Consider the following 20,956-nt stretch of genomic DNA (forward strand, 5'->3'; position numbering starts at 1 on the left):
GCGGGTTGCGCGCCGGGCGCAGGAGCGGTGGCCGGGGCCTGGGGGCGGGCGGGTGCGCCCGGTGCGGGCCCGTCCTGCGCCGGGGCGCCGGGTCCGGGGGCGCGGTGCGGGGGTGCGGGGTGCGCGGGTGCCACGCCCGCAGTGTCCCCCGCGGCGGCCGGGCCCGCCTCTCGGCGCCCCCGCGGGCTCTCCGGCTCGGGGGTCAGCTCTCGGGCGCCACCGTGTGCGACGGCTGGCGCGGCTTGTGCTGGCCCAGACCGGCGAGGTGCATGATGCCGCCCACCACACCGCCGAGGAAGATCACGCCGATGCCGACCCAGAAGCCGACCGGCTCATCCATGACCATGAAGGCACCCGCGATGCAGAAGCCGATGAAGGTGATGATGACACCGGTCCAGGCGGCCGGGGTGTGTCCGTGGCTGTTGCCGTGGCCGTTGCCGTGGCTGCTGCCCGCCATGACTTGCTCCTCGTTGCTCTATGCGGTCGATGCGGTTGCCGTGCGTCGGTGCGGTGTATGGTGCCGCGGCGCCAGGCGCCCGAAAATCATTGTCCCGCACGTACACACCCGCCCATGCCCGGGGTACCCACGGCGCCCCGCCCCCTCAGGCCCCCCGGAAGGGGCGCGGGGAACCGCGCTACCAGACCCCACCAGCCGCCAGCCGGCAACGACACCGCCAGGCCCCCGGCGAAACCCCCCAGGGACACGGGAAACCGCGCAACCACCCCCACCAGCCCCCAGCCGGCAACGACACCGCAAGGGGCCTGGGCCCCGGTGGCCCGCCGCAGGCGCGTCGTGGCCGCGGCCCCCGACCCCCGGCCCCGCACCGCCCACGCGGCGCAGACCACGGCCCCGCGCTCCGGGGCGCTCCGGCCGTCAGGCCGCGGAGCCATACCGGCCGTCAGGCCGACGCCGTCGGGTCCTCCCCGCGATCCAGGGCCTTCCAGAGCTCCTCGGGCCGGTCGGGATCGACCGGCGGGCGCGCGGCACGCGGCCGGGGCGCGCCGTCCCGTTCGTAGCGGCCCGACATCCCCGGCCAGAGACGGCCGTAGCGCAGCGCCAGGAGCCCCGCGAGGAGGATGAGGAGGCCGCCGGCGGCCGCCACGTAGGGCCACGCGGTGTGGCTCAGCGCCTCGACGCTGGCCGCCGTGTCCCCGGAGACCTGCGCGGCCTGCTCGTCGAGCGCGGCGCCCGCGGAGTCCGCGGTGGCGCCGGTCACGGCGGCGGCCACCGTGCCGGCGCCGCTCAGCGCGAGCAGCGCGGAGACCAGCAGGCGGCCGGCGCGGCGCACCGCGAAGACGGCGACGAGGGCGGCCAGGCCCACGACGGCGAGGGCCGCGGGCACGCCGGTGACGTCGCTGCCCTTGGCCGTGAGCGGGAAGTCGCCGCCCGCCACCGCGGCCGTGCCCTGGGCCCAGCCCTGGCGGGAGGCGAGCAGTGCCACGGCTGCGCCTGCGGAACCGAACAGCAGGGCGGCGGCCAGGCTGCGCCGCCCTCCCCCGGAGCCTGAACGGCCTGGAGAGTACGCCCAGCGGGCGGCGGACGACGCGGACCCGGCTTCGGTACGGGGCTGTGGTACGGCTGAAGTCACCCCACCACTATCCCTTACGCCCGACTCGCCCCTGAGGCCCGGGGTGTCCGCTGCCGTCCCGGGGCTGGTCATCGCCCGGTGCGCCGAGCCGGTTGGCCGCGTCCACGGCCCTGAGGACCGCCGCGGCCTTGTTCCGGCACTCGGTGTCCTCGGCCACCGGGTCGGAGTCGGCGACCACGCCGGCGCCGGCCTGGACGTAGGCCGTGCAACCGCGCAGCAGGGCGGTGCGGATGGCGATGGCGGTGTCCGAGTCGCCGGCGAAGTCCAGGTATCCGACGCAGCCGCCGTACAGCCCGCGCCGCGAGGGCTCCAGCTCGTCGATGATCTGCATGGCCCGGGGCTTGGGGGCGCCGGAGAGGGTGCCGGCCGGGAAGCAGGCCGTGAGGACGTCGAACGCGGTGCGGCCCTCGGCGACCCGGCCGGTGACCGTGGAGACGATGTGCATCACGTGCGAGTAGCGCTCGATCGACATGAAGTCGACGACCTCGACCGAGCCCGGCTCGCAGACCCGTCCCAGGTCATTGCGCCCGAGGTCGACCAGCATGAGGTGCTCGGCGCGCTCCTTGGGGTCGGCGAGCAGCTCCTCGGCGAGGGCCTGGTCCTCCTGGGGGGTGGCGCCGCGCGGGCGGGTCCCGGCGATGGGGTGCAGCAGGGCCTGGCCGTCGGCGACCTTGACGAGAGCCTCGGGGCTTGAGCCGACGACGTCGAAGGCCTCGCCGTCGCCGCACGGGAAGCGGAAGAGGTACATGTACGGCGACGGGTTGGTGGCCCGCAGCACCCGGTAGACGTCCAGGGCACTGGCCGTGCAGGGGGTCTCGAAGCGCTGCGAGGGCACCACCTGGAAGGCCTCGCCCGCGTGGATGCGCTCCTTGATGTCGGCCACGGCCGCCTGGTACTCCGCGCCGCCCCAGCGGGCGGTGAAATCCGGCAGCCGGGAGACCGGGAGGTCCGCCGGGGGCTGGGTCACCGGCCGGGACAGGTCGGCCTCCATGGCGTCCAGTCGGGCTACGGCGTCGGCGTAGGCCTCGTCCACTCCGGTCGCCAGGTCGTTGTGGTTGATGGCGTTGGCGATGAGCAGCACCGTGCCGTCCCGGTGGTCGAGGACGGCGAGGTCGGACGTGAGCAGCATGGTCAGCTCGGGGAGCCGCAGGTCGTCCTGCTCACCGGGGCCGACCTTCTCCAGGCGGCGCACGATGTCGTACCCGAGGTAACCGACCATGCCGCCGGTGAAGGGCGGCATGCCGGAGGCCAGGTCGCGCGGGGTGTGCAGGGCCTCGATCGTCGCCCGCAGGGCCGTGAGGGGATCGCCGTCCGTGGGGACGCCGACGGGCGGGGTGCCGAGCCAGTGCGCCTGGCCGTCGCGCTCGGTGAGCGTGCCGGCGGAACGCACGCCGACGAACGAGTACCGCGACCACGTCCGGCCGTTCTCCGCCGACTCCAGCAGGAAGGTGCCGGGGCGCTCGGCGGCGAGCTTGCGGTAGAGCCCGACGGGGGTGTCGCCGTCCGCGAGGAGCTTGCGGCTGACGGGGATCACTCGCCGGTCGGTGGCCAGCTTGCGGAACGTCTCCAGGTCCATGGCGGGAGACCTTACTTATTCCGGCCGGCGGGCCGACCCGCCCGGGTCCCGGGGCCGCCCGCGCCGTCCGGCTCCGCGAGCGGCAGCGCGTCGGCGTCGAAGCAGGTGCGGTCTCCTGTGTGGCAGGCGGCGCCGACCTGGTCGACCTTGACCAGGACGGTGTCACCGTCGCAGTCCAGGGCGACCGACTTCACGTGCTGTACGTGGCCGGACGTGTCGCCCTTCACCCAGTACTCCCGGCGGCTGCGGGACCAGTAGGTGCAGCGGCCGGTGGTCAGCGTGCGGTGCAGCGCCTCGTCGTCCATCCAGCCGAGCATCAGCACCTCGCCGGTGTCGTGCTGCTGGGCGATGGCGGGGACGAGGCCGTCGGCGCCGCGCTTGAGGCGGGCGGCGATCGCGGGATCGAGCTGGCTGGGCTGCCGGGGCGTGCTGGTCATGAGTGCCATTGTGCGCGATGGGTGTGACATCGCGGGGCGCCGTCCGGCCCGCGGACGGGGACGGTCCGCGCGGCGAACGGGGTGGCGGACGGAGTGGTTCCGCCTGCGGGACGGGGCACGGTCGTACTCTTGTCCCATGTCAACCCATGCCAAGCGTGAACGGCTTCTCCTCGCCGACCTGTTGGAGGCGGCGGGACCCGATGCGCCGACGCTCTGCGAAGGCTGGCTCACCCGGGATCTCGCGGCGCACGTGGTGGTCCGGGAGCGCCGTGCCGACGCGGCCGGCGGGATACTGATCAAGCAGCTCGCTCCGCGTCTGGAGCGGGTGCAGGCGGAGTTCGCCGCGAAGCCGTACGAGGAGCTGATCCAGCTCATCCGCACCGGGCCGCCGCGCTTCTCGCCGTATGCGTTCAAGCAGATCGACGAGCTGGCGAACGCCGTGGAGTTCTTCGTGCACGCGGAGGACGTGCGCCGGGCGCAGCCGGACTGGACGCCGCGGGTGATCGATCCGGTCTTCGCCGACGCGCTCTGGTCGCGCCTGGAGCGGTCGGCGCGGCTGCTCGGCCGGAAGTCGCCGGTGGGGCTCGTGCTGCGGCGCCCTGACGGGCGGACGGCCGTGGCTCGGCGGGGGACCCCGGTGGTGACGGTCACCGGGGAGCCGGGTGAGCTTGTGATGTTCGCGTTCGGGCGGCAGGAGCAGGCCGACGTGGGGGTGGAGGGGGACAAGGAGGCGATCGCCCGCCTCCAGGGTGCGAGCAGCCTCGGGATGTAACCCTCACGCCCATGGCCGGGGTGCCCCGGTTCCTCCGGCTTCGCCGGCCTCCGGTCTCGCCCTCGAGCGCCGGACGGGCTCTCCTTGTCGCGCTTCGCGCTCGTCCTCAACACGCCGGACGGGCTGATTCGCCGCCCTTCAGGCTTGTTCCTCGGCGCTGGACAGGCTTGACCCCGCCCGCTGCCGCCGCCGGCGGGCCTGGCACTCTGCTGCCATGATCGGAACAGGAGTGCGGGCGGATGGAGCCGAGCAGGCGGAACAGGCGGACGGGAAGCGGACGGTGGCCGTGCTGGGCCCCGGCGGGGTCGGCGGGCTGGTCGCGGGACTGCTGGCGCGGGCCGGGCACCGGGTGATCTGTCTGGCGGGCGAGGAGACCGTCGCCACGCTGCGGAAGGACGGGCTGTCCGTGCGCAGCGGCACCTTCGGCGAGTTCACGGTGCCCGTCGAGGCGGACACCGTGCTGCGCGAGGCCGTCGACGCGTGTGTGGTGGCGCCGAAGGAGACCGCGCTGGCCGCGGCCCTGGACCGGGTGCCGCGTCAGGCGCTGGGCGCGGGGCTGGTGCTGCCGCTGCTCAACGGCTTCGAGCATGTGGCCGTGCTGCGTGACCGCTTCCCCGCCGGGCAGGTGGTACCCGGCACGATACGCATCGAGTCGACCCGGGTCGCGCCCGGCCGGATCGTGCACTCCAGCCCGTTCGCGGCCGTGGACCTGGCCAGCCGGACGGCGCCCGCGGAGCGGGTGGCCGCGCTCGGCGCCGTGCTGTCCGGCAGCGGGCTGACCGTGCGGGTGCGCGACGGGGGCGACGAGGACGCCATGCTCTGGGAGAAGCTGACGCTCCTGGCGCCTATGGCGCTGCTCACCACCCGCTATGCGGTGCCGGTCGGCGGCATGCGCACGGCGCACCGCGACGAGTTGGTGGCGGTGCTGGAGGAGTACGTCAAGGTGGCGGCGGGGCTGGGCGCCGCGATCGACGTCGATGACAATCTGCGGCTGCTGGACGGGGCTCCGGAGGCCATGCGCACGTCGATGCAGCGCGACGCGGAGGCCGGCCGCCCCCTCGAACTGGACGCCATAGGCCGCGCCATGCTCCGCGAGGCCGACCGCCAGGGCGTCCGGACGCCCGTCACCGCCCGGCTGGTCGCCGAACTCACCGCCCGGTAGGGCCGACGCCGACCATGCCGGGGAGCGGTGAGATCGGGGACGGCGAGCGGCCGCCGGGGTGCGGCCGGGCGGGGCCTGCCTGCCGCCGGGGCATCCCGGCGGGACGGGGGCCGTCCCACCGCGGCGCCCCCGGCGGGACGGCCGGTGCCGCCCCGCCGTCGGCCGTCCTACCGGACCGCCTGCCCCGCCGCCCTGAGCGTCTGCTTGACCTCGTGTATGCGCAGGTCGCCGAAGTGGAAGACGGACGCGGCGAGCACCGCGTCCGCGCCGGCCGTGATGGCGGGCGGGAAGTCGGTGAGCGCGCCGGCGCCTCCGGAGGCGATGACGGGGACGGTGACGTGCTTGCGGACGGCGGCGATCATCTCCAGGTCGTAGCCGTCCTTGGTGCCGTCGGCGTCCATCGAGTTCAGCAGGATCTCCCCCGCGCCCAGCTCCGCCGCGCGGTGCGCCCACTCGACGGCGTCGATGCCGGTGCCGCGGCGCCCGCCGTGGGTGGTCACCTCGTAGCCGCTGCCGGCGACGGCGTCGCTCCTGCGGGCGTCCACCGAGAGCACCAGCACCTGGCGGCCGAACCGCTCCGCGATCTCCCGGATCAGGTCGGGGCGTGCGATGGCCGCGGTGTTGACGCCGACCTTGTCCGCGCCGGCGCGCAGCAGCCGGTCGACGTCGTCGGCGGTGCGGACGCCGCCGCCCACGGTGAGCGGGATGAAGACCTGCTCGGCGGTGCGGCGCACCATGTCGTAGGTGGTCTCGCGGCCCGCGGACGAGGCCGTGATGTCCAGGAAGGTCAGCTCGTCGGCGCCCTCCGCGTCGTATGCCCTGGCCATCTCGACGGGGTCGCCGGCATCGCGGAGGTTGGTGAAGTTGATCCCCTTGACCACCCGGCCGCCGTCCACGTCCAGGCAGGGGATGACTCGGACCGCCAGGCTCATCGTGCGCTTTCTCCTCCGCGTTCCGCTTCTCCTCCGGGTGCCGCAGCGGGGTCCGGGGACGAGGGCTCCGCCGGCCCTTCTCCGGGCTGCTCCGCGGCCGGTGCCGCCCCGGTCAGGACGGCCTCCAGCTCCACTTCGACCAGTATGCGCGGGTCGACGAAACCGGAGACGACCACCAGGGTCGCGACGGGCCGCACGTCATGGAAGATCTCCCGGTGGGCCCGGCCGACCTCCTCCACGTCGCGGGGGTGGCTCAGGTACATACGGGTGCGGACCACGGACTCGACGCCGAGCCCGAACGCGCCGATGGCCCCGAGGGCGTTCGAGAAGGCCACCCTGGCCTGCTCGTACGGGTCACCCTCGCCGAAGAGGACCGCCCCCTTGAAGGAGGTGGTACCGGCGACGAGGACCCTGTCGCCCGCCGCCACGGCCCGGGCGAAACCGATGCTGTCCTCCCAGGGTGACCCGCTCTGCACGCGCCGTACGGCCGGTGTCATGGTGCCACCGTCTCCCGCGTGACCGAAAGGGCCTCCTCCAGGGTGAACGCCTTGGCGTACAGGGCCTTGCCGACGATGGCGCCCTCCACGCCCTGGGGCACCAGCGCGGCGATGGCCCGCAGATCGGCCAGCGAGGAGACGCCGCCGGAGGCCACCACGGGACGGTCGGTCGCCGCGCAGACCGAGCGGAGCAGGTCCAGGTTGGGGCCCTGGAGGGTGCCGTCCTTGGCGATGTCGGTGACGACGTACCGGGCGCAGCCCTCCGCGTTCAGCCGCTGAAGGGTCTCGTAGAGGTCGCCGCCGTCGCGGGTCCAGCCGCGGCCGCGCAGCGTCGTGCCGCGGACGTCGAGGCCCACGGCGATCTTCTCGCCGTGCTCGGCGATGACCTTGGCGACCCACTCGGGGGTCTCCAGCGCGGCGGTGCCCAGGTTCACCCGGGTGCAGCCGGTGGCGAGGGCCGCGGTCAGGGTGGCGTCGTCGCGGATGCCGCCGGACAGCTCGACCTTGATGTCCATGGCGCCGGTGACCTCGGCGATCAGGGCGCGGTTGTCGCCGGTGCCGAAGGCGGCGTCCAGGTCGACCAGGTGCAGCCATTCGGCGCCGGCCCGCTGCCAGGCGAGCGCGGCCTGAAGGGGCGAGCCGTAGGAGGTCTCGGTGCCGGACTCGCCGTGCACCAGGCGGACGGCCTGGCCGTCGCGGACGTCGACGGCGGGGAGGAGTTCGAGCGGTCGGGTCTCGGCCATGGTCACAGGGTCTCGATCCAGTTGGTGAGGAGCTGGGCTCCGGCGTCGCCGGACTTCTCGGGGTGGAACTGGGTACCCCACAGGGCGCCGTTCTCCACGGCGGCCACGAAGGGCGCGCCGTGCGTCGACCAGGTGACCTTGGGGGCGCGCATCGCCGGGTTCTCCGTCTCCATGGTCCAGTGGTGGACGGCGTAGGAGTGCACGAAGTAGAACCGGGCCTCGGGGTCGACACCGGCGAAGAGCTCGGAGCCGGCCGGCGGCTCGACGGTGTTCCAGCCCATGTGGGGCACGATGTCGGCCTGCAGCCGCTCGACGGTGCCGGGCCACTCGGCGAGGCCCTCGCAGTGCACGCCGTGCTCGATGCCGCCGGCGAAGAGGATCTGCATGCCGACGCAGATGCCCATGACGGGCCGGCCGCCGGCCAGCCTGCGGTCCACGATCCAGTCGCCGCGGGCCTCCTTCAGGCCCTTCATGCAGGCGGCGAAGGCGCCCACCCCGGGCACCAGCAGGCCGTCGGCGTTCATCGCCCTCTCGTAGTCACGGGTGATCTCGACCTCGGCTCCGGCGCGGGCCACGGCGCGCTCCGCGGAGCGGACGTTCCCGAAGCCGTAGTCGAAGACGACGACCCGCTTGGGGGACGCGGCGGTCAACTCCACACCCCCAGCCGCAGCACGCCGGCGACCAGGCACATCCCGGCGCCGATGGAGAGCAGCATGATGAGGCCGCGCGGCATCTTCTGCCGCACGAAGGAGATGATGCCGCCGACGAGGAAGAGCCCGATGAGGATGAGGGCGGTCGAGGGGACGTTCATGTCTACAGGGCGCCCTTCGTGGAGGGGAGGATGCCGGCGGCTCGCGGATCGCGCTCGCTGGCGTACCGCAGCGCCCGTGCCAGCGCCTTGAACTGGCACTCCACGATGTGGTGCGCGTTGCGCCCGTAGGGGACGTGCACGTGCAGCGCGACCTGGGCCTGGGCGACGAACGACTCCAGGATGTGGCGGGTCATCGTGGTGTCGTAGGAGCCGATCATGGGGGCCATGTTCTCGGGCTCGCTGTGCACCAGGTAGGGGCGGCCTGAGAGGTCGACGGTGACCTGGGCGAGCGACTCGTCGAGCGGCACCGTGCAGGTGCCGAAGCGGTAGATGCCCACCTTGTCACCGAGGGCCTGCTTGAAGGCGGCGCCGAGCGCGAGCGCGGTGTCCTCGATGGTGTGGTGCGAGTCGATGTGCAGGTCGCCCTCGGTCTTCACGGTCAGGTCGAACAGGCCGTGCCGGCCGAGCTGGTCCAGCATGTGGTCGTAGAAGCCGACCCCGGTGGAGACGGCGACCTGGCCGGTGCCGTCGAGGTCGATCTCGACCACGGTCGAGGTTTCCTTCGTGGTGCGTTCCACTCGTCCGATGCGGCTCATCCGCCTTGCTCCTGCTCCTTCTTGAGATCGCGCACCGCATCGAGGAACGCGTCGTTCTCCTCAGGGGTGCCGGTGGACACCCGCAGCCAGCCCGGCACGCCGTTGTCCCTCACCAGGACACCCCGGTCGAGGATGCGCCGCCACGCGGCGTGCGCGCCCCCCGGTTCGGGGAACCGGCCGAACTGTACGAAGTTCGCGTCCGACTCGGTCACCTCGTACCCGATCGTACGCAGCTCGGCCACCAGCCGGTCGCGCTCGGCCTTGAGCTGCTCGACGTACTTCAGGAGCGTGTCGGTGTGCTCCAGCGCGGCGAGCGCGGTGGCCTGGGTGACCGCCGAGAGGTGGTACGGCAGGCGGACGAGCTGCACGGCGTCCACCACCGCGGGGTCCGCGGCGAGGTAGCCGAGCCGCAGGCCGGCCGCGCCGAACGCCTTGGACATGGTGCGCGACAGCACCAGACGGGGCCGCCCGGTGAGCAGCGGCAGCAGCGACCGGCCATGGCTGAACTCGATGTAGGCCTCGTCGACGATCACCATGGACGGCTTGGCGCGCTGCGCGGCGTCGTGGATCGCGAGAACCGTCTCGGCGGGCACCGCGTTGCCCGTGGGGTTGTTGGGCGTGGTGATGAAGACCACGTCGGGGCGGTGCTCGGTGACGGCGCGGACGGCCGCCTCGGGGTCGATGGTGAAGTCGGCCGCGCGGGGGCCGGAGATCCAGCCCGTGCCGGTGCCGCGGGCGATGAGGCTGTGCATCGAGTAGGACGGCTCGAAGCCGAGGGCGGTGCGGCCGGGGCCGCCGAAGGTCTGCAGCAGCTGCTGGATGACCTCGTTCGAGCCGTTGGCCGCCCAGACGTGTGCGACGTCCAGCTCGGGGGTGCCCTCGGGCCCCGTCCTGGTGAGGTAGGCGGCGAGGCCGGCGCGCAGCTCGACCGCGTCCCGGTCCGGGTAGCGGTTCAGGCCCCCGGCGACCTCGCGGACCCGCTCGGCGATGCGCTCGACGAGCGGCTCGGGCAGCGGGTACGGGTTCTCGTTGGTGTTGAGCCGGACGGGCACGTCGAGCTGGGGCGCGCCGTAGGGGCTCTTGCCGCGCAGCTCCTCGCGGACCGGCAGGTCGTCGATGTGCGTCACACGCGCGGCGCCCGTCCGGGCGCCGGGGGCCGGGGTCCCGGTACCGGTCATGCGCCGGGCACCTCCCACCCGAACCTCGCCTTGATGGCCGCCCCGTGCGCGGGCAGGTCCTCCGCCTCGGCGAGCGTGACCACGTGGTGGGCCACCTCGGCGAGCGCCTGCCGGGTGTAGTCGACGATGTGGATGCCGCGCAGGAACGACTGCACGGACAGGCCCGAGGAGTGGCAGGCGCAGCCGCCGGTGGGCAGCACGTGGTTGGAGCCCGCGCAGTAGTCGCCCAGGGAGACGGGCGCCCAGGCGCCGACGAAGATCGCGCCGGCGTTGCGCACCCGCTGGGCGACCGTGGCCGCGTCGGCGGTCTGGATCTCCAGGTGCTCGGCGGCGTACGCGTCGACCACGCGCAGGCCCTCCTCCAGGCCGTCGACCAGCACGATCGCGGACTGCCGGCCGGCCAGGGCGGGCGCGATGCGGTCCTCGACGTGCTTGGTGGCGGCGGTCTGCGGCGTCAGCTCCCGCTCGACGGCGTCGGCCAGCTCCGGGGAGTCGGTGACCAGCACGGCGGCGGCCAGCGGGTCGTGCTCGGCCTGGCTGATCAGGTCGGCGGCGACGTGCACGGGGTCCGCGGTGGCGTCCGCGAGCACGGCGATCTCGGTGGGGCCCGCCTCCGCGTCGATGCCGATACGCCCCTTCAGGAGGCGCTTGGCGGCGGCGACGTAGATGTTCCCGGGGCCGGTGACGAGGTCGGCCGCGGGACAGTCCTCGGTGCCGTACGCGAACATGGCGACGGCCTGGGCGCCGCCCGCGGCGTAGACCTCGTCGACGCCGAGCAGCGCGCAGGCGGCGAGGATCGTCGGGTGGGGCAGCCCCGCGAAGTCACCGGCGCCGCTCTGCCCGCCCTGGCCGGGCTGCGGGGGCGAGGCGACCGCGACGGACCCGACACCGGCCTCCTGCGCGGGCACCACGTTCATCACGACGGACGACGGGTAGACCGAGCGGCCGCCGGGGACGTAGAGCCCGACGCGGCCCACGGGCACCCACTTCTCGGTGACCGTGCCGCCCGGCACGACCTGGGTGGTGACGGTGGCGCGGCGCTGCTCGCGGTGCACGAGCCGGGCGCGCCGGACGGACTCCTCCAGGGCGGCGCGCACCGCCGGGTCGAGGCCCGTCAGGGCGGCCTGAAGCGCGTCGGCGGGGACCCTCAGCCGCTCCGGGCGGACGCCGTCGAACTTCTCCCCCCACTCGAGGACCGCCGCCGAGCCGCGATGATGCACGTCGTCGCAGATGGGCCGCACCTTCTCCAGGGCGGCTTGCACGTCGAACTCGGCTCGCGGCAGCAGGTCGCGCAGGGCGGCGCCCTCGGGGAGGGCGTCGCCGCGCAGATCGATTCGGGAGATCACAAGGTCAATTCTCTCAGACCGGCGGAGCCGCCCGGACGCCCGTATCACTGAGTGATACGTGTCCCGCCCGCCCCACGGCACACGTCCTGCCTCCCCCGTGGGCAACTGAGCGTGACCAAGGGCTTCAGACCGTCACTGAACGGGCATCACCCGTGTACGAAAGAGCCTAGTAGTCACACCCGGGCGTACGGGAGAGTGACCCACACGGCGCACGGCGCACGGCGCACGGCGCACTGGGGCGCCGGGGCGCCGGTGCGCACCCGCACCGTCCAGGGCGACGGGGCGGCCGGACCGCGGCACCGAGGAGACGAAGGGCTTCAGGCGCCGCAGCGGCGAAGACACGCGGAACCCGCGTCGGACAACGGAACCGTGACAACGGGGAGGAAGGGAAAACGTGGTCGACGGCACCACCACCGGGGAACTGCCGGACGGGCTGACCAGCACTGAGGTGGGCATGTGGCAGGCCTTCCGCAACGGCAGCGTCTACGACCTGCGGAGCGGCGACGCCGCCGTCGACGATCCGCACGGCGGCCACCCGTGGGGTCCCGAGCGAAGCGTCCGGGCCCGCATCGTGGCGTGGCTGCTGCTGGACGGGCCGCCGGCGCTGCCCGGGCGGGTGTCGTCGCTGAAGCTGTTCGGCGTGCGGATCACCGGCCAGCTCGATCTGGCGGGCGGCGTGGTGCCGCCCTATGTGGAGTTGCAGGGCTGCCGCTTCGAGAAGGAGGTCCTGCTGCCGGAGGCCAGGGTGACGACGCTGCGCCTGCTGGACTGCTCCATACCCCGTCTGGAGGCGGCACGCCTGCACACCGAGGGCGACCTGCACCTGGCCCGCTGCCGCCTGGAGCGCGGCATACGGCTCAGCGACGCGCACATAGGCACGGACCTGCTGCTCAACCAGGCCGTGATCTACCGCGACCGGCGCAGCCGGTCCCTCATGGGCGACGGGCTGACGGTCGGCCAGGACCTACAGGCCGAGCTGCTGGAGTCGCACGGCGAGCTGAGCCTGCGCGGCGCCCAGGTCGGCGTCTCGCTGAGCCTGCGCGGCAGCCGGCTCTCCCACCCGCACGGCCGCCGGGCGCTGAACGCCCCCCAGCTGACGGTGGAGCGCTCGCTCTACCTGACCCCCGCGAGCGTCACGGACCCGGTGCTCACCAGCGGCGCCACACCGGCGCGCGGTACCCGCGTGCAGCGGTTCGAGTGCACCGGCGGCATCCGGCTCGACGACGGCCGGTTCGGTGACGCGGTCGACATGGAGCAGGCCCGCTTCACCCTGGAGAACGACCAGGAGCTGTCGCTGCGCCGCATCCAGACGCCGGAGCTGCGCTTCCTGGGCGAGCGGCCGCAGCGCGGCCGTGTGGTGCTGTCGGGGGCGCGGATCGTCACCCTCGTCGACAAGTCGGCGAGCTGGCCGCGGGCCGGCGGCCTGTCCATGGGCGGCTTCAGCTACGAGAGCCTGGTGCCGCGCGGCTACTTCCCGCTGTCGCTGCGCCTGGAGTGGCTGGCCGCGGCCACGCCCGAGTACAACCCCGAGCCGTACGAGAAGCTGGCGGCCGTGCTGCGCAGCTCGGGCGAGGACGCGGACGCCCGCGCGGTGCTGCTCGCCAAGCAGCGCAGGCGCCGCGAGACGCTGCCGATAGCGGCGAAGCTGTGGGGCTACGCACAGGACTGGACGGTCGCCTACGGCTACCGGCCGGGCCGTGCGGCGCTGTGGATGGCGGTGCTCTGGGCGGCCAGCACCATCGCGTTCTCGCATGCCGCGCACCCCCCGATCAAGCAGGGCGAGCATCCGGACTGGAACGCCCCGCTGTTCGCGCTCGACCTCCTCATCCCCGTCATCGACCTCGGCCAGGAGGGTTACTGGAAGCTGCACGGCGGCTGGCAGTGGGTGGCCGCGGTCGTCATCTCACTGGGCTGGATCCTGGCGACGTCGGTGGCGGCGGGCGCCTCACGGCTGCTGCGCAGGGGGTGAGCGTCGGCCACGGCCCGGAGTCCCGGTAGGCGGGGCGCCGCTCGCCGCCCGGCGCGCCTCTTCTTGTGGCGGGGGTTGTGGTTGCGGGTGGGTTGTGGCGGGTGGGTTGCAGCGGGTGGTTTCGGTGGTGTCCGGGCCACTGGCCAGTGGGGCTGGTCGCGCGGTGCGCCGGCCCCCTTCCGGGTTCCGGCGTCCGACATCCGACGTCTGGTTTCGTGCGTCCGGTTTCCCCTTCCGGCTTCTGGCTTCCGGCTTCTGGCTTCCGGCTTCCGGCTTCCGGCTTCCGGCTTCCGGCTTCCGGCTTCCGGTGCAGCTTGCGAACGGCGCCGCACGGCCCGGGGTGACCCGGTGCTTCCGTCCCGAGTCGGGGCCGGCGGCCGTCGCCGGGCCGCCCGGTGGGCCGCGCCGGCCGGTGTGCGGCACCGCGGGACCCGCGCCGTACGACCGCCGCGGGAGGCCTCACTGAGCGGACACCGCGCGCCCGGGCCGTGCGGCCCATTAGGCTTGCGGCTCGTGACGACCGTCCGGCTGCCGCTCTTCCCACTGAACTCGGTGCTGTTCCCGGGTCTTGTGCTGCCCCTGAACATCTTCGAGGAGCGCTACCGCGCCATGATGCGCGAGCTGCTCAAGACGCCCGACGGCGAGCCGCGCAGATTCGCCGTGGTGGCGATCCGCGACGGGCACGAGGTCGCGCCCAGCGCCCCGGGCCTGCCGGATCAGACGGCGGTGCCGGAGCGCGGGCCCGCGGCGGGCTTCGGCAGCGACCCGGTACGGGCCTTCCACGCGGTGGGCTGTATCGCGGACGCGGCCACGATCCGGGAGCGCGCCGACGGCAGCTTCGAGGTGCTGGCCACCGGCACCACCCGCGTCCGGCTGAAGTCGGTGGACGCCTCCGGGGCGTTCCTCACCGCCGAGCTCCAGGAGCTTCCCGAGGAGCCGGGCGACGAGGCGGGGGCGCTGGCGGAAGGGGTGCTGCGGGCCTTCAGGGCGTACCAGAAGCGCCTGGCGGGGGCCCGGGAGCGGTCGCTGTCCACGGACACGGAGCTGCCGGACGAGCCGTCCGTCGTGTCGTACCTGGTGGCCGCGGCGGCGGTGCTCGACACGCCCACCAAGCAGCGGCTGTTGCAGGCGCCGGACACCGCGTCGCGGCTCCGTGACGAGCTGCGGCTGCTGCGCACGGAGACCGCCGTGATCCGCTCCCTGCCGTCGCTGCCCGCGGCGGACCTGACCCGGGGCCCCACCAGTCTGAACTGACCCGCGGGCCCACAGCCCTCCCGGAAGGACCGATGGCGAAGAAGGCACAGAAGGCACGCAGGCAGCAGGCGGGCGGCACGCCCGCGACGGTCGCGCTCACCACGGCGGGCGCCGAGTTCACGCTGCACGCGTACGAGCACGACCCGGCCCACCCCTCGTACGGGGAGGAGGCGGCCGAGGCGATGGGCGTGGCGCCGGAGCGGGTGTTCAAGACCCTGGTGGCGGACGTGGACGGCGCGCTCACCGTCGCCGTGGTCCCGGTCTCCGGCTCCCTGGACCTCAAGGCGCTGGCCGCGGCGGTGGGCGGCAAGCGGGCCGTCATGGCGGACCCCGCGGCGGCGGAGCGCACCACGGGCTACGTACGCGGCGGCATCTCCCCGCTCGGCCAGCGCAGGAGGCTCCCCACGGTGCTGGACGCCTCGGCCGCGGGCCACACCACGATCTGCGTCTCGGCCGGCCGCCGCGGCCTGGAGGTGGAACTCACCCCCGAGACCCTCACGAAGCTGACGGGGGCGGTCGTGGCCCCCATCAGCAGAACCTGACCCCTACGAAGCGCCTGCGCGCCCGGAGGGGCGCGGGGACCACGCGCCCAGGAAGCCGCCACCAGTCGGTGGCCCGGACGCGATCTGTACTGCCCCCTCCCGCCGGTGGCGATCCACAGGCCTCATGACGGCTGGTCGCGCAGTTCCCCGCGCCCCTACCAAGGGCACCCCAGACGCCCAGGGCACCAACAGTGGGCGCGGGGAACTGCGTGGCCGGCCCCCACCGGCCGGTGGTTCGGACACATCCGAAACCACCCCGGCAAAGGGAGGCGCCCCGCCGACCGGGAGCGCAAGGCCGTGGCCAACCTCACTGCTCCGGCGGGTACACCCCGTCGGGCACCTGCTCAGGATCCCGCGGCCCGAAGAGCGCTGTCAGCCCGAGGTGAACCAGCATCGCGGCCACCGGCCAGGCCAGCAGCGCCCCCTTCGCCTTCAGCTCCAGCGGTGCGTCGAACGTGACGCCCTTCCCCACCTGCCGGGCGTGCGCGGCAACGTCCTGGGGCGGCCCCAGCCAGATGCCCACCCGCCAGGCGAGCAGCCCGCCGAGCAGTCCGCCGAGGGCGAGCGCGACGACGAGGGGCACGCCGCCCTGGCGGCGTACCAGGAACACGACCAACGCGCTCAGCACACCGAAGCCGACCGCGAGCAGCGTGAAGACGCCGTCCACACCGACCGCCTGCTCGCCCTCGCTGTCCTTGAGGTAGACCGCCTGGTCGTCCGCGATCAGCGGCACATGCGGCGCGAGCCACAGCCAGAGCAGCCCGAGCAGTACCCCGCACACCGCCACCGCGACCGTGACCACGACGGCCTGCCGCACTTCGGTCTTCATGCCGGGACCGTCCTCTCCGTACGGCACGGGGGGCACGGCCCCGCCTGCCGGATCGGCGGGAGGCCGGGGCCCCGAGTCGTGCGCGGGCTGATGATGCGGCGAAGGAGTCAACGGAGCGGTCACCCCCACATCGTGCCAAACGCCCTCGTGGCGCGCGTCACCGGACGGCCGCCCGACGGTAGGCCCAGGTCGCCACGGCCAGCGACACCACGCCCACGGCCGCGCAGACGGCCAGGTCGAGCCCGACGGCGGACCAGTCCGGGCGGGCCCCGAAGGTCCGCTCGAAGGCCTCCACGCCGTACGTCGACGGCAGCAGGTCCCGGACGCCCCGGACGAGCGCGGGCATCCGCCCGGCCGGCAGGACGCCCAGCAGCAGCGCGGCCGACATGCCCAACTGCCCCAGCAGCGTAGCCAGTTCCGGCCGGGGCGCCAGCAGGCCGAGGGCCGCGCCGAGCCCGGAGAGCGCGGCACCCGCGAGCGGGATCACCACGGCGAGCACCCAGAGGTGGCCGAGCGGGAGCTGGAAGAGCCCGCAGCCGACCGCCGCGGTCGCGACCGTGCCCGGCACCGTGAAGGACGCGTACGCGCCCGCGGCTCCGAGGACCACGGCGGCGGGCGGCACCGGCAGGGTGGCGTAGTGGTCCAGCCCGCCCCCGGCGCGCAGCTGCCCGAAGTACTGGGCGAGCAGGTTGAGCGCGACGAAGGCGACCACGAGGACGGAGGACCCGGCCACCACCGCCCGCGCCCCGCTCGCGTCGTCGACGACGCCCCGCATCAGGACCATGATCCCCACGGACTGGAAGGTGGCCACGAACAGCAGGGGGATCCTGGCCACCCGGGCCCGGGACAGCTGCGCACGGTAGACGGCGCCGAGCGCGGGCAGCAGCCGGGCACGCGGGGCGAGCGCGACGGCGTACCGCTGCTCCTCGTGGGCGGCCTCCCCCTGCTCCGGAGCGGCGTCCCGGTCGCCGGGAGCAGCGCCGGCGACGGGGGCGGTGCGCGGGGTGGGCGCAGTGGGGGCGGTGGGGGCGGTGGGGGCAGCCCCTTGCTCGCCGCCCGCGGCGTCACGCTCGGCGACGGTGCCGGTACGGGCGCCCGGGGCGGCATCCTCCGGGCGGGCCGGGTCATGCGCCGAGCCGGCCGGGTCGTGCGCCGAGCCGGCCGGGTCGTGCGCCGAGCCCGCCGGGTCATGCGCCGAGCCCGCCGGGTCGTGCGCCGGAACGCCGCCGGTGGCGGGCGGGGCGGGTGGGGCGCTCACCTTGCGCTGCTCCTTCTCCTCGCGGACGGCGGACCGGGCCGCGGACCGCCGGCCCCGGGGCCCGCTGCCCTTGCCGTGGGTGCCGGCGGGGTGCGCCCAGCTCATGTCTTCACCAGTCCCTCGACGCCGGCCGCGCTGCCGCCGAGGGCCAGATAGACGTCCTCCAGGCTCGGCGTGCCCAGGGTGAAGTCGTCCAACGCCGCGAAGGCGGCACCGCCGGTGACGGCCGCGACGGCGGCACGGGCGTCCTCGGGGGGCAGTCGCAGCGCCCAGCGGCGCCCGGACTCGACGGCGGCGGACCGCAGCGCGGCCACCTCGGGAAGTTCCAGGGGCGCGCTCTCCCGCCAGACCAGCTCGACACGCACCTCGCCCGCGATCCGCTCCTTGAGCCCGGTGGGGGTGTCGCAGGCGATGACCCGGCCGCGGTCGAGCACGGCGACCCGGTCGAGCACGGTCTCCGCCTCGATGACGTTGTGGGTGACCAGCAGCACCGTCGTACCGCGCTCGGCCCTGCGCCGGTCCACGGCGGCCCACACGGCGCGGCGCGCCACCGGGTCCATGCCGGTGGTGGGCTCGTCCAGGACGAGCAGCGGGCGCTCGCCGACCAGCGCGGCGGCAAGGCAGGCCAGCCGGCGCTGGCCGCCGGAGAGCTTCTTCAGGGGGCGGGCGGCCAGCGGTCCGAGCTGGAGCTCGTCGAGGACGGCGTCCCGCTCGGCGCGCGCGGCACGGGCGGTCAGGCCGCGCAGTCGGCCGGTGGTCTCGGCGGCCAGCGCGACGGTCAGCTCGTCCAGCGCGGTGGACTCCTGGCCCAGGTAGGCCAGGATGCGCGCGGCGCGCTCAGGGTGGCGCACGATGTCGTGGCCGAGCAGGCGGACACTGCCGCCGTCCGGCCGCAGCAGGCCGGTGAGCTGGCGGACGAGGGTGGACTTGCCCGCGCCGTTGGGGCCGAGCAGCCCGAAGATCTCACCGCGCCGGATGTCCAGGCGAACCCCGTCGGTGGCGCGCACCGGGGGGACCGGGGGCTTGCCCCGGCGACCGCGCGCCGCGGGATAGGTCTTGACCAGATCCCGCACCGTGCACACGACGTCGGTGTCGTGTTCCGGCCATGCGGTGCGCGTACTCACGAAGGACGAGCCTACGGGGTCGGGACCCCGTAGGCGCCCCCGGGGCGCGCCTGCGCGGCCGTGCGCTCCGGGTAGCGGCGCGGAGCACTGCGTGCGGCCGGTGGCCGGACCCGACCTGTCCTGCCCCGTACCGCGGGTGGCGATCCGCGGCCCCGTCGTGGCCGATCGCGCAGTCCCCCGCGCCCCCACCACCGGCCTGCGGCCGGACACGACAGAAACAGCCCCCTCGGGACAGTGACGACCCGCGGGCCCCGTCGCGGCCAGTCGCGCAGTCCCCCGCGCCCCCACCAGCGCACCCTGAACACACACAGCCACCCGAACAGGGGCGCGGCGAACTGCGCGCGCAACCGCCCACCCACCAGTGGCCGGACACGACCCCTCACCGCCCCTGGTCGCAGGTGGCGAGCCACACTCCTCGTCGCGGTCAGTCGGGTAGTCCCCCGCGCCGCTGCCCAGCACACCCGGCACAGCCGGGCGCGCCCCCGGCCGGACGGCCGTGGGTCACTCGGTTGCCGGTACCTGCTCCGACGGCGACCGTGCATCGATCTCTCGCCAGAACCCCGCCCTGATGGCGTACCGATCGTGCTCGTCGATCTGGTCGTCCTTGTGGGCGAGCAGCCCGAACCGCGCGGCGTACCGCAGCAGCTCACCGTCGATGCGGTGCGGGATGCGCGGGTACATCCCGGAGAGCTTCTGCAGGTGGGCCGGCTCCGGCAGGCGCGCCATCCAGCGGCGGGCGAAGACCTGGCCGACCTCGAAGGGGTCGCCGCCGACCGTGGTGATGTCCTCCTCGCGGTCCGCCCAGCGCTGCTCGGCGGTGGTCAGCTGGGCCAGGGTCGGCAGACCCGCCGCCTCGGGAGACTCGGCGGCGGGGGGCCGCTCCACCCAGCCCTTGTCGGAGGACCAGCGCAGCGTCGCGCTGGCCGGCGGCTGGACCGCCTGCCCGGCCTGGCTCCGCAGGGCGGCGAGGTCCTTGGGCGTGGGCACACCCTTGCCCGGCTGGCCCCGGTCCCCCGTGCCGTTCGCCCCCGGGGTCGCGGGGGCGCGGCGGCGGTCGCCGGCGGAGGTCTCGGCGGCCTGCCCGGCGGAGGCGAGCGCGGACTCGGGCAGCGGTGCGGAGAGGATGGCGGCGATCTCCGGGCGGGGCGGGGCGACCGGGGCGCAGACGCCTCCGACCTCCTTCGCCCGGACGGCCTTGGTGATCCAGGCGCGGTCCAGCACCCGCCGCTCGTCGGCCTCGGCGACCAGGTCCTCCGACTGGTTGTAGTCGCCGTCGGCGGCCTGCACGGCCCACAGGTGGACGGCGACGCCGTGCTCCTTGGCCGCCATCATGCCCGGCAGCAGGTCGCCGTCCCCCGTCACCAGCACGACGTCGGAGCAGGCGCGGTTGCGCGCCAGCTCGGTGAGCTCCGCGTGCATGGCGGCGTCCACGCCCTTCTGCGCCCACCGGCCGTCACTGCGGGTCAGGGCGCCCAGCCGTACCGTCACCCGCGGCATCACCCGCAGCCTGCGGTGCTCGGGCTGCGGGACGCGGTCCGGGGCGCCGTCGAACCAGTAGATGCGCAGCAGCGGACGCTCCGTGTCCGACTCGGCGCACTCGCGCAGCCCCTGGACGAGGGCGGCGTGGTCGATGGTGATGCGGGACCGGGAGGGTTCACCGGCGAGCAGACTCGCTGCGGCCCCCAGCAGATACCCGGCGTCCACCAGGACGACGCAGCGGTCCACGCGCTCCACCTTCTTCCCTGTCCTTACCGGGATGCCCGGCGGTCGCCCGCAGGAAGCGTCCCAGGCCCGCCTTGCTGAAGCACGCGGGTCACTTCGGGTTTCCTTCGAGTCTGCCCGACTGCACGGGGGTTAACGGCCCGAACTCGATCTTCGGCGTGGCGCCCGCGACCCTGATGTCCCCACAGGCCTTATTACGCAGGGTAATTATCAGAAATGCGCTCTTTACCAGCTTATGTGAATCTGATTCCGGGGCGTGGACTTCCCCCACAGGAGGCAGATCACCATGGCCAAGAACAAGAACCGCAAGCATGGCGGCCGGCAGGCGCGCCCCGCGGCGACGGGACCGGCGGCACAGCAGGCGAAGCCCGCAGGATCCGGCATGGACGCCGACGGCTCCGGGGGCCCCGGTGGCGGGGGCCGCAAGCAGCGGCGCCGCTTCGGCCACAACTGACCGCGGGGCGGGACGGGACGTCCGCAACGGTTGAGGGGCGCACCCGGGTGACGGGTGCGCCCCTCGTACGCGCGCCGTGGATGGGCGGCCGGCGCCTGCGCCGCCCCGGCCGGGGCCAGGGCCGCGGGACCGGCGTCCGGGAGCCCGGGAACCCGGTCTCCGGGC

The 20,956-nt window shown here is 74.5% G+C and carries 22 protein-coding genes; 6 read left to right on the forward strand and 16 right to left on the reverse strand.

Going from position 1 to position 20,956, the window contains the following annotated elements:
• Nucleotides 1–202: 202 nt before the first annotated feature.
• From ACSMXW_RS06265 to hisI, 4 genes are all read right to left on the reverse strand, one after another.
• Complete coding sequence (locus tag ACSMXW_RS06265) at nucleotides 203–457, reverse strand: HGxxPAAW family protein (protein WP_485804467.1); 255 nt, start codon at nucleotides 455–457, stop codon at nucleotides 203–205.
• A 442-nt stretch (nucleotides 458–899) separates the two neighbouring features.
• Nucleotides 900–1,589 (reverse strand): TIGR02234 family membrane protein, encoded by a 690-nt coding sequence (locus ACSMXW_RS06270; RefSeq protein WP_485804468.1) that lies wholly within the window; start codon nucleotides 1,587–1,589, stop codon nucleotides 900–902.
• A gap of 7 nt (nucleotides 1,590–1,596) precedes the next feature.
• Nucleotides 1,597–3,165: an anthranilate synthase component I gene (locus ACSMXW_RS06275; protein ID WP_485804469.1), complete on the reverse strand. Its 1,569-nt coding sequence runs from the start codon at nucleotides 3,163–3,165 to the stop codon at nucleotides 1,597–1,599.
• 11 nt (nucleotides 3,166–3,176) lie between these two features.
• The gene (gene hisI / locus ACSMXW_RS06280; RefSeq protein WP_485804470.1) at nucleotides 3,177–3,602 is read right to left on the reverse strand and encodes a phosphoribosyl-AMP cyclohydrolase; all 426 of its coding nucleotides are present in this window, start codon (nucleotides 3,600–3,602) and stop codon (nucleotides 3,177–3,179) included.
• A 136-nt stretch (nucleotides 3,603–3,738) separates the two neighbouring features.
• On the opposite strand from hisI, the gene ACSMXW_RS06285 reads away from it, so the two are divergent.
• Nucleotides 3,739–4,374 carry a TIGR03085 family metal-binding protein gene (locus tag ACSMXW_RS06285; protein ID WP_485804471.1) on the forward strand — a complete coding sequence of 212 codons (636 nt, stop codon included), beginning with the start codon at nucleotides 3,739–3,741 and terminating at the stop codon, nucleotides 4,372–4,374.
• A 214-nt stretch (nucleotides 4,375–4,588) separates the two neighbouring features.
• Nucleotides 4,589–5,536, forward strand: a complete 948-nt coding sequence (locus tag ACSMXW_RS06290) for a ketopantoate reductase family protein (RefSeq protein ID WP_485804472.1) — start codon at nucleotides 4,589–4,591, stop codon at nucleotides 5,534–5,536.
• Nucleotides 5,537–5,703: 167 nt separating this feature from the next.
• Here ACSMXW_RS06290 and hisF read toward each other — a convergent pair whose 3' ends face one another.
• The 8 genes from hisF to hisD are packed head-to-tail and all read right to left on the reverse strand — an operon-like array spanning nucleotide 5,704 to nucleotide 11,639.
• The gene (gene hisF, locus ACSMXW_RS06295) at nucleotides 5,704–6,468 is read right to left on the reverse strand and encodes an imidazole glycerol phosphate synthase subunit HisF (protein WP_485804473.1); all 765 of its coding nucleotides are present in this window, start codon (nucleotides 6,466–6,468) and stop codon (nucleotides 5,704–5,706) included.
• Nucleotides 6,465–6,965 carry a RidA family protein gene (locus ACSMXW_RS06300; RefSeq protein ID WP_485804474.1) on the reverse strand — a complete coding sequence of 167 codons (501 nt, stop codon included), beginning with the start codon at nucleotides 6,963–6,965 and terminating at the stop codon, nucleotides 6,465–6,467. The genes hisF and ACSMXW_RS06300 overlap by 4 nt, the downstream gene beginning before the upstream one ends.
• Nucleotides 6,962–7,708 carry a bifunctional 1-(5-phosphoribosyl)-5-((5-phosphoribosylamino)methylideneamino)imidazole-4-carboxamide isomerase/phosphoribosylanthranilate isomerase PriA gene (gene priA, locus ACSMXW_RS06305; protein ID WP_485804475.1) on the reverse strand — a complete coding sequence of 249 codons (747 nt, stop codon included), beginning with the start codon at nucleotides 7,706–7,708 and terminating at the stop codon, nucleotides 6,962–6,964. The genes ACSMXW_RS06300 and priA overlap by 4 nt, the downstream gene beginning before the upstream one ends.
• 2 nt (nucleotides 7,709–7,710) lie before the next feature.
• Nucleotides 7,711–8,364 carry an imidazole glycerol phosphate synthase subunit HisH gene (gene hisH / locus ACSMXW_RS06310; RefSeq protein WP_485804476.1) on the reverse strand — a complete coding sequence of 218 codons (654 nt, stop codon included), beginning with the start codon at nucleotides 8,362–8,364 and terminating at the stop codon, nucleotides 7,711–7,713.
• Complete coding sequence (locus tag ACSMXW_RS06315) at nucleotides 8,355–8,519, reverse strand: hypothetical protein (RefSeq protein WP_485804477.1); 165 nt, start codon at nucleotides 8,517–8,519, stop codon at nucleotides 8,355–8,357. The genes hisH and ACSMXW_RS06315 overlap by 10 nt, the downstream gene beginning before the upstream one ends.
• A 2-nt stretch (nucleotides 8,520–8,521) precedes the next feature.
• The gene (gene hisB, locus ACSMXW_RS06320) at nucleotides 8,522–9,115 is read right to left on the reverse strand and encodes an imidazoleglycerol-phosphate dehydratase HisB (RefSeq protein ID WP_485804478.1); all 594 of its coding nucleotides are present in this window, start codon (nucleotides 9,113–9,115) and stop codon (nucleotides 8,522–8,524) included.
• Nucleotides 9,112–10,293: a histidinol-phosphate transaminase gene (locus ACSMXW_RS06325; RefSeq protein WP_485804479.1), complete on the reverse strand. Its 1,182-nt coding sequence runs from the start codon at nucleotides 10,291–10,293 to the stop codon at nucleotides 9,112–9,114. The genes hisB and ACSMXW_RS06325 overlap by 4 nt, the downstream gene beginning before the upstream one ends.
• On the reverse strand, nucleotides 10,290–11,639 hold the full coding sequence (hisD, locus tag ACSMXW_RS06330) for a histidinol dehydrogenase (protein WP_485804480.1): 1,350 nt from the start codon (nucleotides 11,637–11,639) through the stop codon (nucleotides 10,290–10,292). Before hisD ends, ACSMXW_RS06325 begins: the two co-directional genes overlap by 4 nt.
• Before the next feature lie 454 nt (nucleotides 11,640–12,093).
• On the opposite strand from hisD, the gene ACSMXW_RS06335 reads away from it, so the two are divergent.
• The 3 genes from ACSMXW_RS06335 (at nucleotide 12,094) to ybaK (ending at nucleotide 15,404) form a co-directional block, all read left to right on the forward strand.
• The gene (locus ACSMXW_RS06335; RefSeq protein WP_485807847.1) at nucleotides 12,094–13,608 is read left to right on the forward strand and encodes an oxidoreductase; all 1,515 of its coding nucleotides are present in this window, start codon (nucleotides 12,094–12,096) and stop codon (nucleotides 13,606–13,608) included.
• A gap of 513 nt (nucleotides 13,609–14,121) precedes the next feature.
• On the forward strand, nucleotides 14,122–14,862 hold the full coding sequence (locus tag ACSMXW_RS06340) for an LON peptidase substrate-binding domain-containing protein (protein WP_485804481.1): 741 nt from the start codon (nucleotides 14,122–14,124) through the stop codon (nucleotides 14,860–14,862).
• 32 nt (nucleotides 14,863–14,894) lie between these two features.
• A complete protein-coding gene (gene ybaK / locus ACSMXW_RS06345) occupies nucleotides 14,895–15,404 on the forward strand; it encodes a Cys-tRNA(Pro) deacylase (protein ID WP_485804482.1) in 510 nt (169 codons plus the stop codon).
• Between the two features lie 307 nt (nucleotides 15,405–15,711).
• Here the strand turns inward: ybaK and ACSMXW_RS06350 are convergent, their stop codons facing one another.
• The 4 genes from ACSMXW_RS06350 to ACSMXW_RS06365 form a co-directional block, all read right to left on the reverse strand.
• Entirely contained in the window at nucleotides 15,712–16,356 is a 645-nt protein-coding gene (locus tag ACSMXW_RS06350) for an AAA family ATPase (RefSeq protein ID WP_485804483.1), read from the reverse strand.
• A 34-nt stretch (nucleotides 16,357–16,390) separates the two neighbouring features.
• The gene (locus tag ACSMXW_RS06355) at nucleotides 16,391–17,596 is read right to left on the reverse strand and encodes an ABC transporter permease (RefSeq protein ID WP_485804484.1); all 1,206 of its coding nucleotides are present in this window, start codon (nucleotides 17,594–17,596) and stop codon (nucleotides 16,391–16,393) included.
• Nucleotides 17,593–18,615: an ABC transporter ATP-binding protein gene (locus tag ACSMXW_RS06360; protein ID WP_485804485.1), complete on the reverse strand. Its 1,023-nt coding sequence runs from the start codon at nucleotides 18,613–18,615 to the stop codon at nucleotides 17,593–17,595. The genes ACSMXW_RS06355 and ACSMXW_RS06360 overlap by 4 nt, the downstream gene beginning before the upstream one ends.
• 501 nt (nucleotides 18,616–19,116) lie before the next feature.
• Complete coding sequence (locus tag ACSMXW_RS06365; RefSeq protein ID WP_485804486.1) at nucleotides 19,117–20,340, reverse strand: NYN domain-containing protein; 1,224 nt, start codon at nucleotides 20,338–20,340, stop codon at nucleotides 19,117–19,119.
• Nucleotides 20,341–20,623: 283 nt separating this feature from the next.
• Between ACSMXW_RS06365 and ACSMXW_RS06370 the strand changes: the two genes are divergently transcribed.
• On the forward strand, nucleotides 20,624–20,791 hold the full coding sequence (locus ACSMXW_RS06370; RefSeq protein ID WP_485804487.1) for a hypothetical protein: 168 nt from the start codon (nucleotides 20,624–20,626) through the stop codon (nucleotides 20,789–20,791).
• The last annotated feature ends 165 nt before the right edge of the window (nucleotides 20,792–20,956 follow it).

The sequence above is a fragment of the Streptomyces sp. DSM 116793 genome, assembly GCF_057320905.1.

Excerpts from the sequence above, each read along its gene's own strand:
- ACSMXW_RS06265 (WP_485804467.1), bottom strand. The coding sequence starts at position 457 with ATGGCGGGCAGCAGCCACGGCAACGGCCACGGCAACAGCCACGGACAC.
- ACSMXW_RS06275 (WP_485804469.1), bottom strand. The coding sequence starts at position 3,165 with ATGGACCTGGAGACGTTCCGCAAGCTGGCCACCGACCGGCGAGTGATC.
- hisI (WP_485804470.1), bottom strand. The coding sequence starts at position 3,602 with ATGACCAGCACGCCCCGGCAGCCCAGCCAGCTCGATCCCGCGATCGCC.
- ACSMXW_RS06285 (WP_485804471.1), top strand. The coding sequence starts at position 3,739 with ATGTCAACCCATGCCAAGCGTGAACGGCTTCTCCTCGCCGACCTGTTG.
- ACSMXW_RS06290 (WP_485804472.1), top strand. The coding sequence starts at position 4,589 with ATGATCGGAACAGGAGTGCGGGCGGATGGAGCCGAGCAGGCGGAACAG.
- hisF (WP_485804473.1), bottom strand. The coding sequence starts at position 6,468 with ATGAGCCTGGCGGTCCGAGTCATCCCCTGCCTGGACGTGGACGGCGGC.
- ACSMXW_RS06300 (WP_485804474.1), bottom strand. The coding sequence starts at position 6,965 with ATGACACCGGCCGTACGGCGCGTGCAGAGCGGGTCACCCTGGGAGGAC.
- priA (WP_485804475.1), bottom strand. The coding sequence starts at position 7,708 with ATGGCCGAGACCCGACCGCTCGAACTCCTCCCCGCCGTCGACGTCCGC.
- ACSMXW_RS06315 (WP_485804477.1), bottom strand. The coding sequence starts at position 8,519 with ATGAACGTCCCCTCGACCGCCCTCATCCTCATCGGGCTCTTCCTCGTC.
- hisB (WP_485804478.1), bottom strand. The coding sequence starts at position 9,115 with ATGAGCCGCATCGGACGAGTGGAACGCACCACGAAGGAAACCTCGACC.
- ACSMXW_RS06325 (WP_485804479.1), bottom strand. The coding sequence starts at position 10,293 with ATGACCGGTACCGGGACCCCGGCCCCCGGCGCCCGGACGGGCGCCGCG.
- ACSMXW_RS06335 (WP_485807847.1), top strand. The coding sequence starts at position 12,094 with ATGTGGCAGGCCTTCCGCAACGGCAGCGTCTACGACCTGCGGAGCGGC.
- ybaK (WP_485804482.1), top strand. The coding sequence starts at position 14,895 with ATGGCGAAGAAGGCACAGAAGGCACGCAGGCAGCAGGCGGGCGGCACG.
- ACSMXW_RS06355 (WP_485804484.1), bottom strand. The coding sequence starts at position 17,596 with ATGAGCTGGGCGCACCCCGCCGGCACCCACGGCAAGGGCAGCGGGCCC.
- ACSMXW_RS06370 (WP_485804487.1), top strand. The coding sequence starts at position 20,624 with ATGGCCAAGAACAAGAACCGCAAGCATGGCGGCCGGCAGGCGCGCCCC.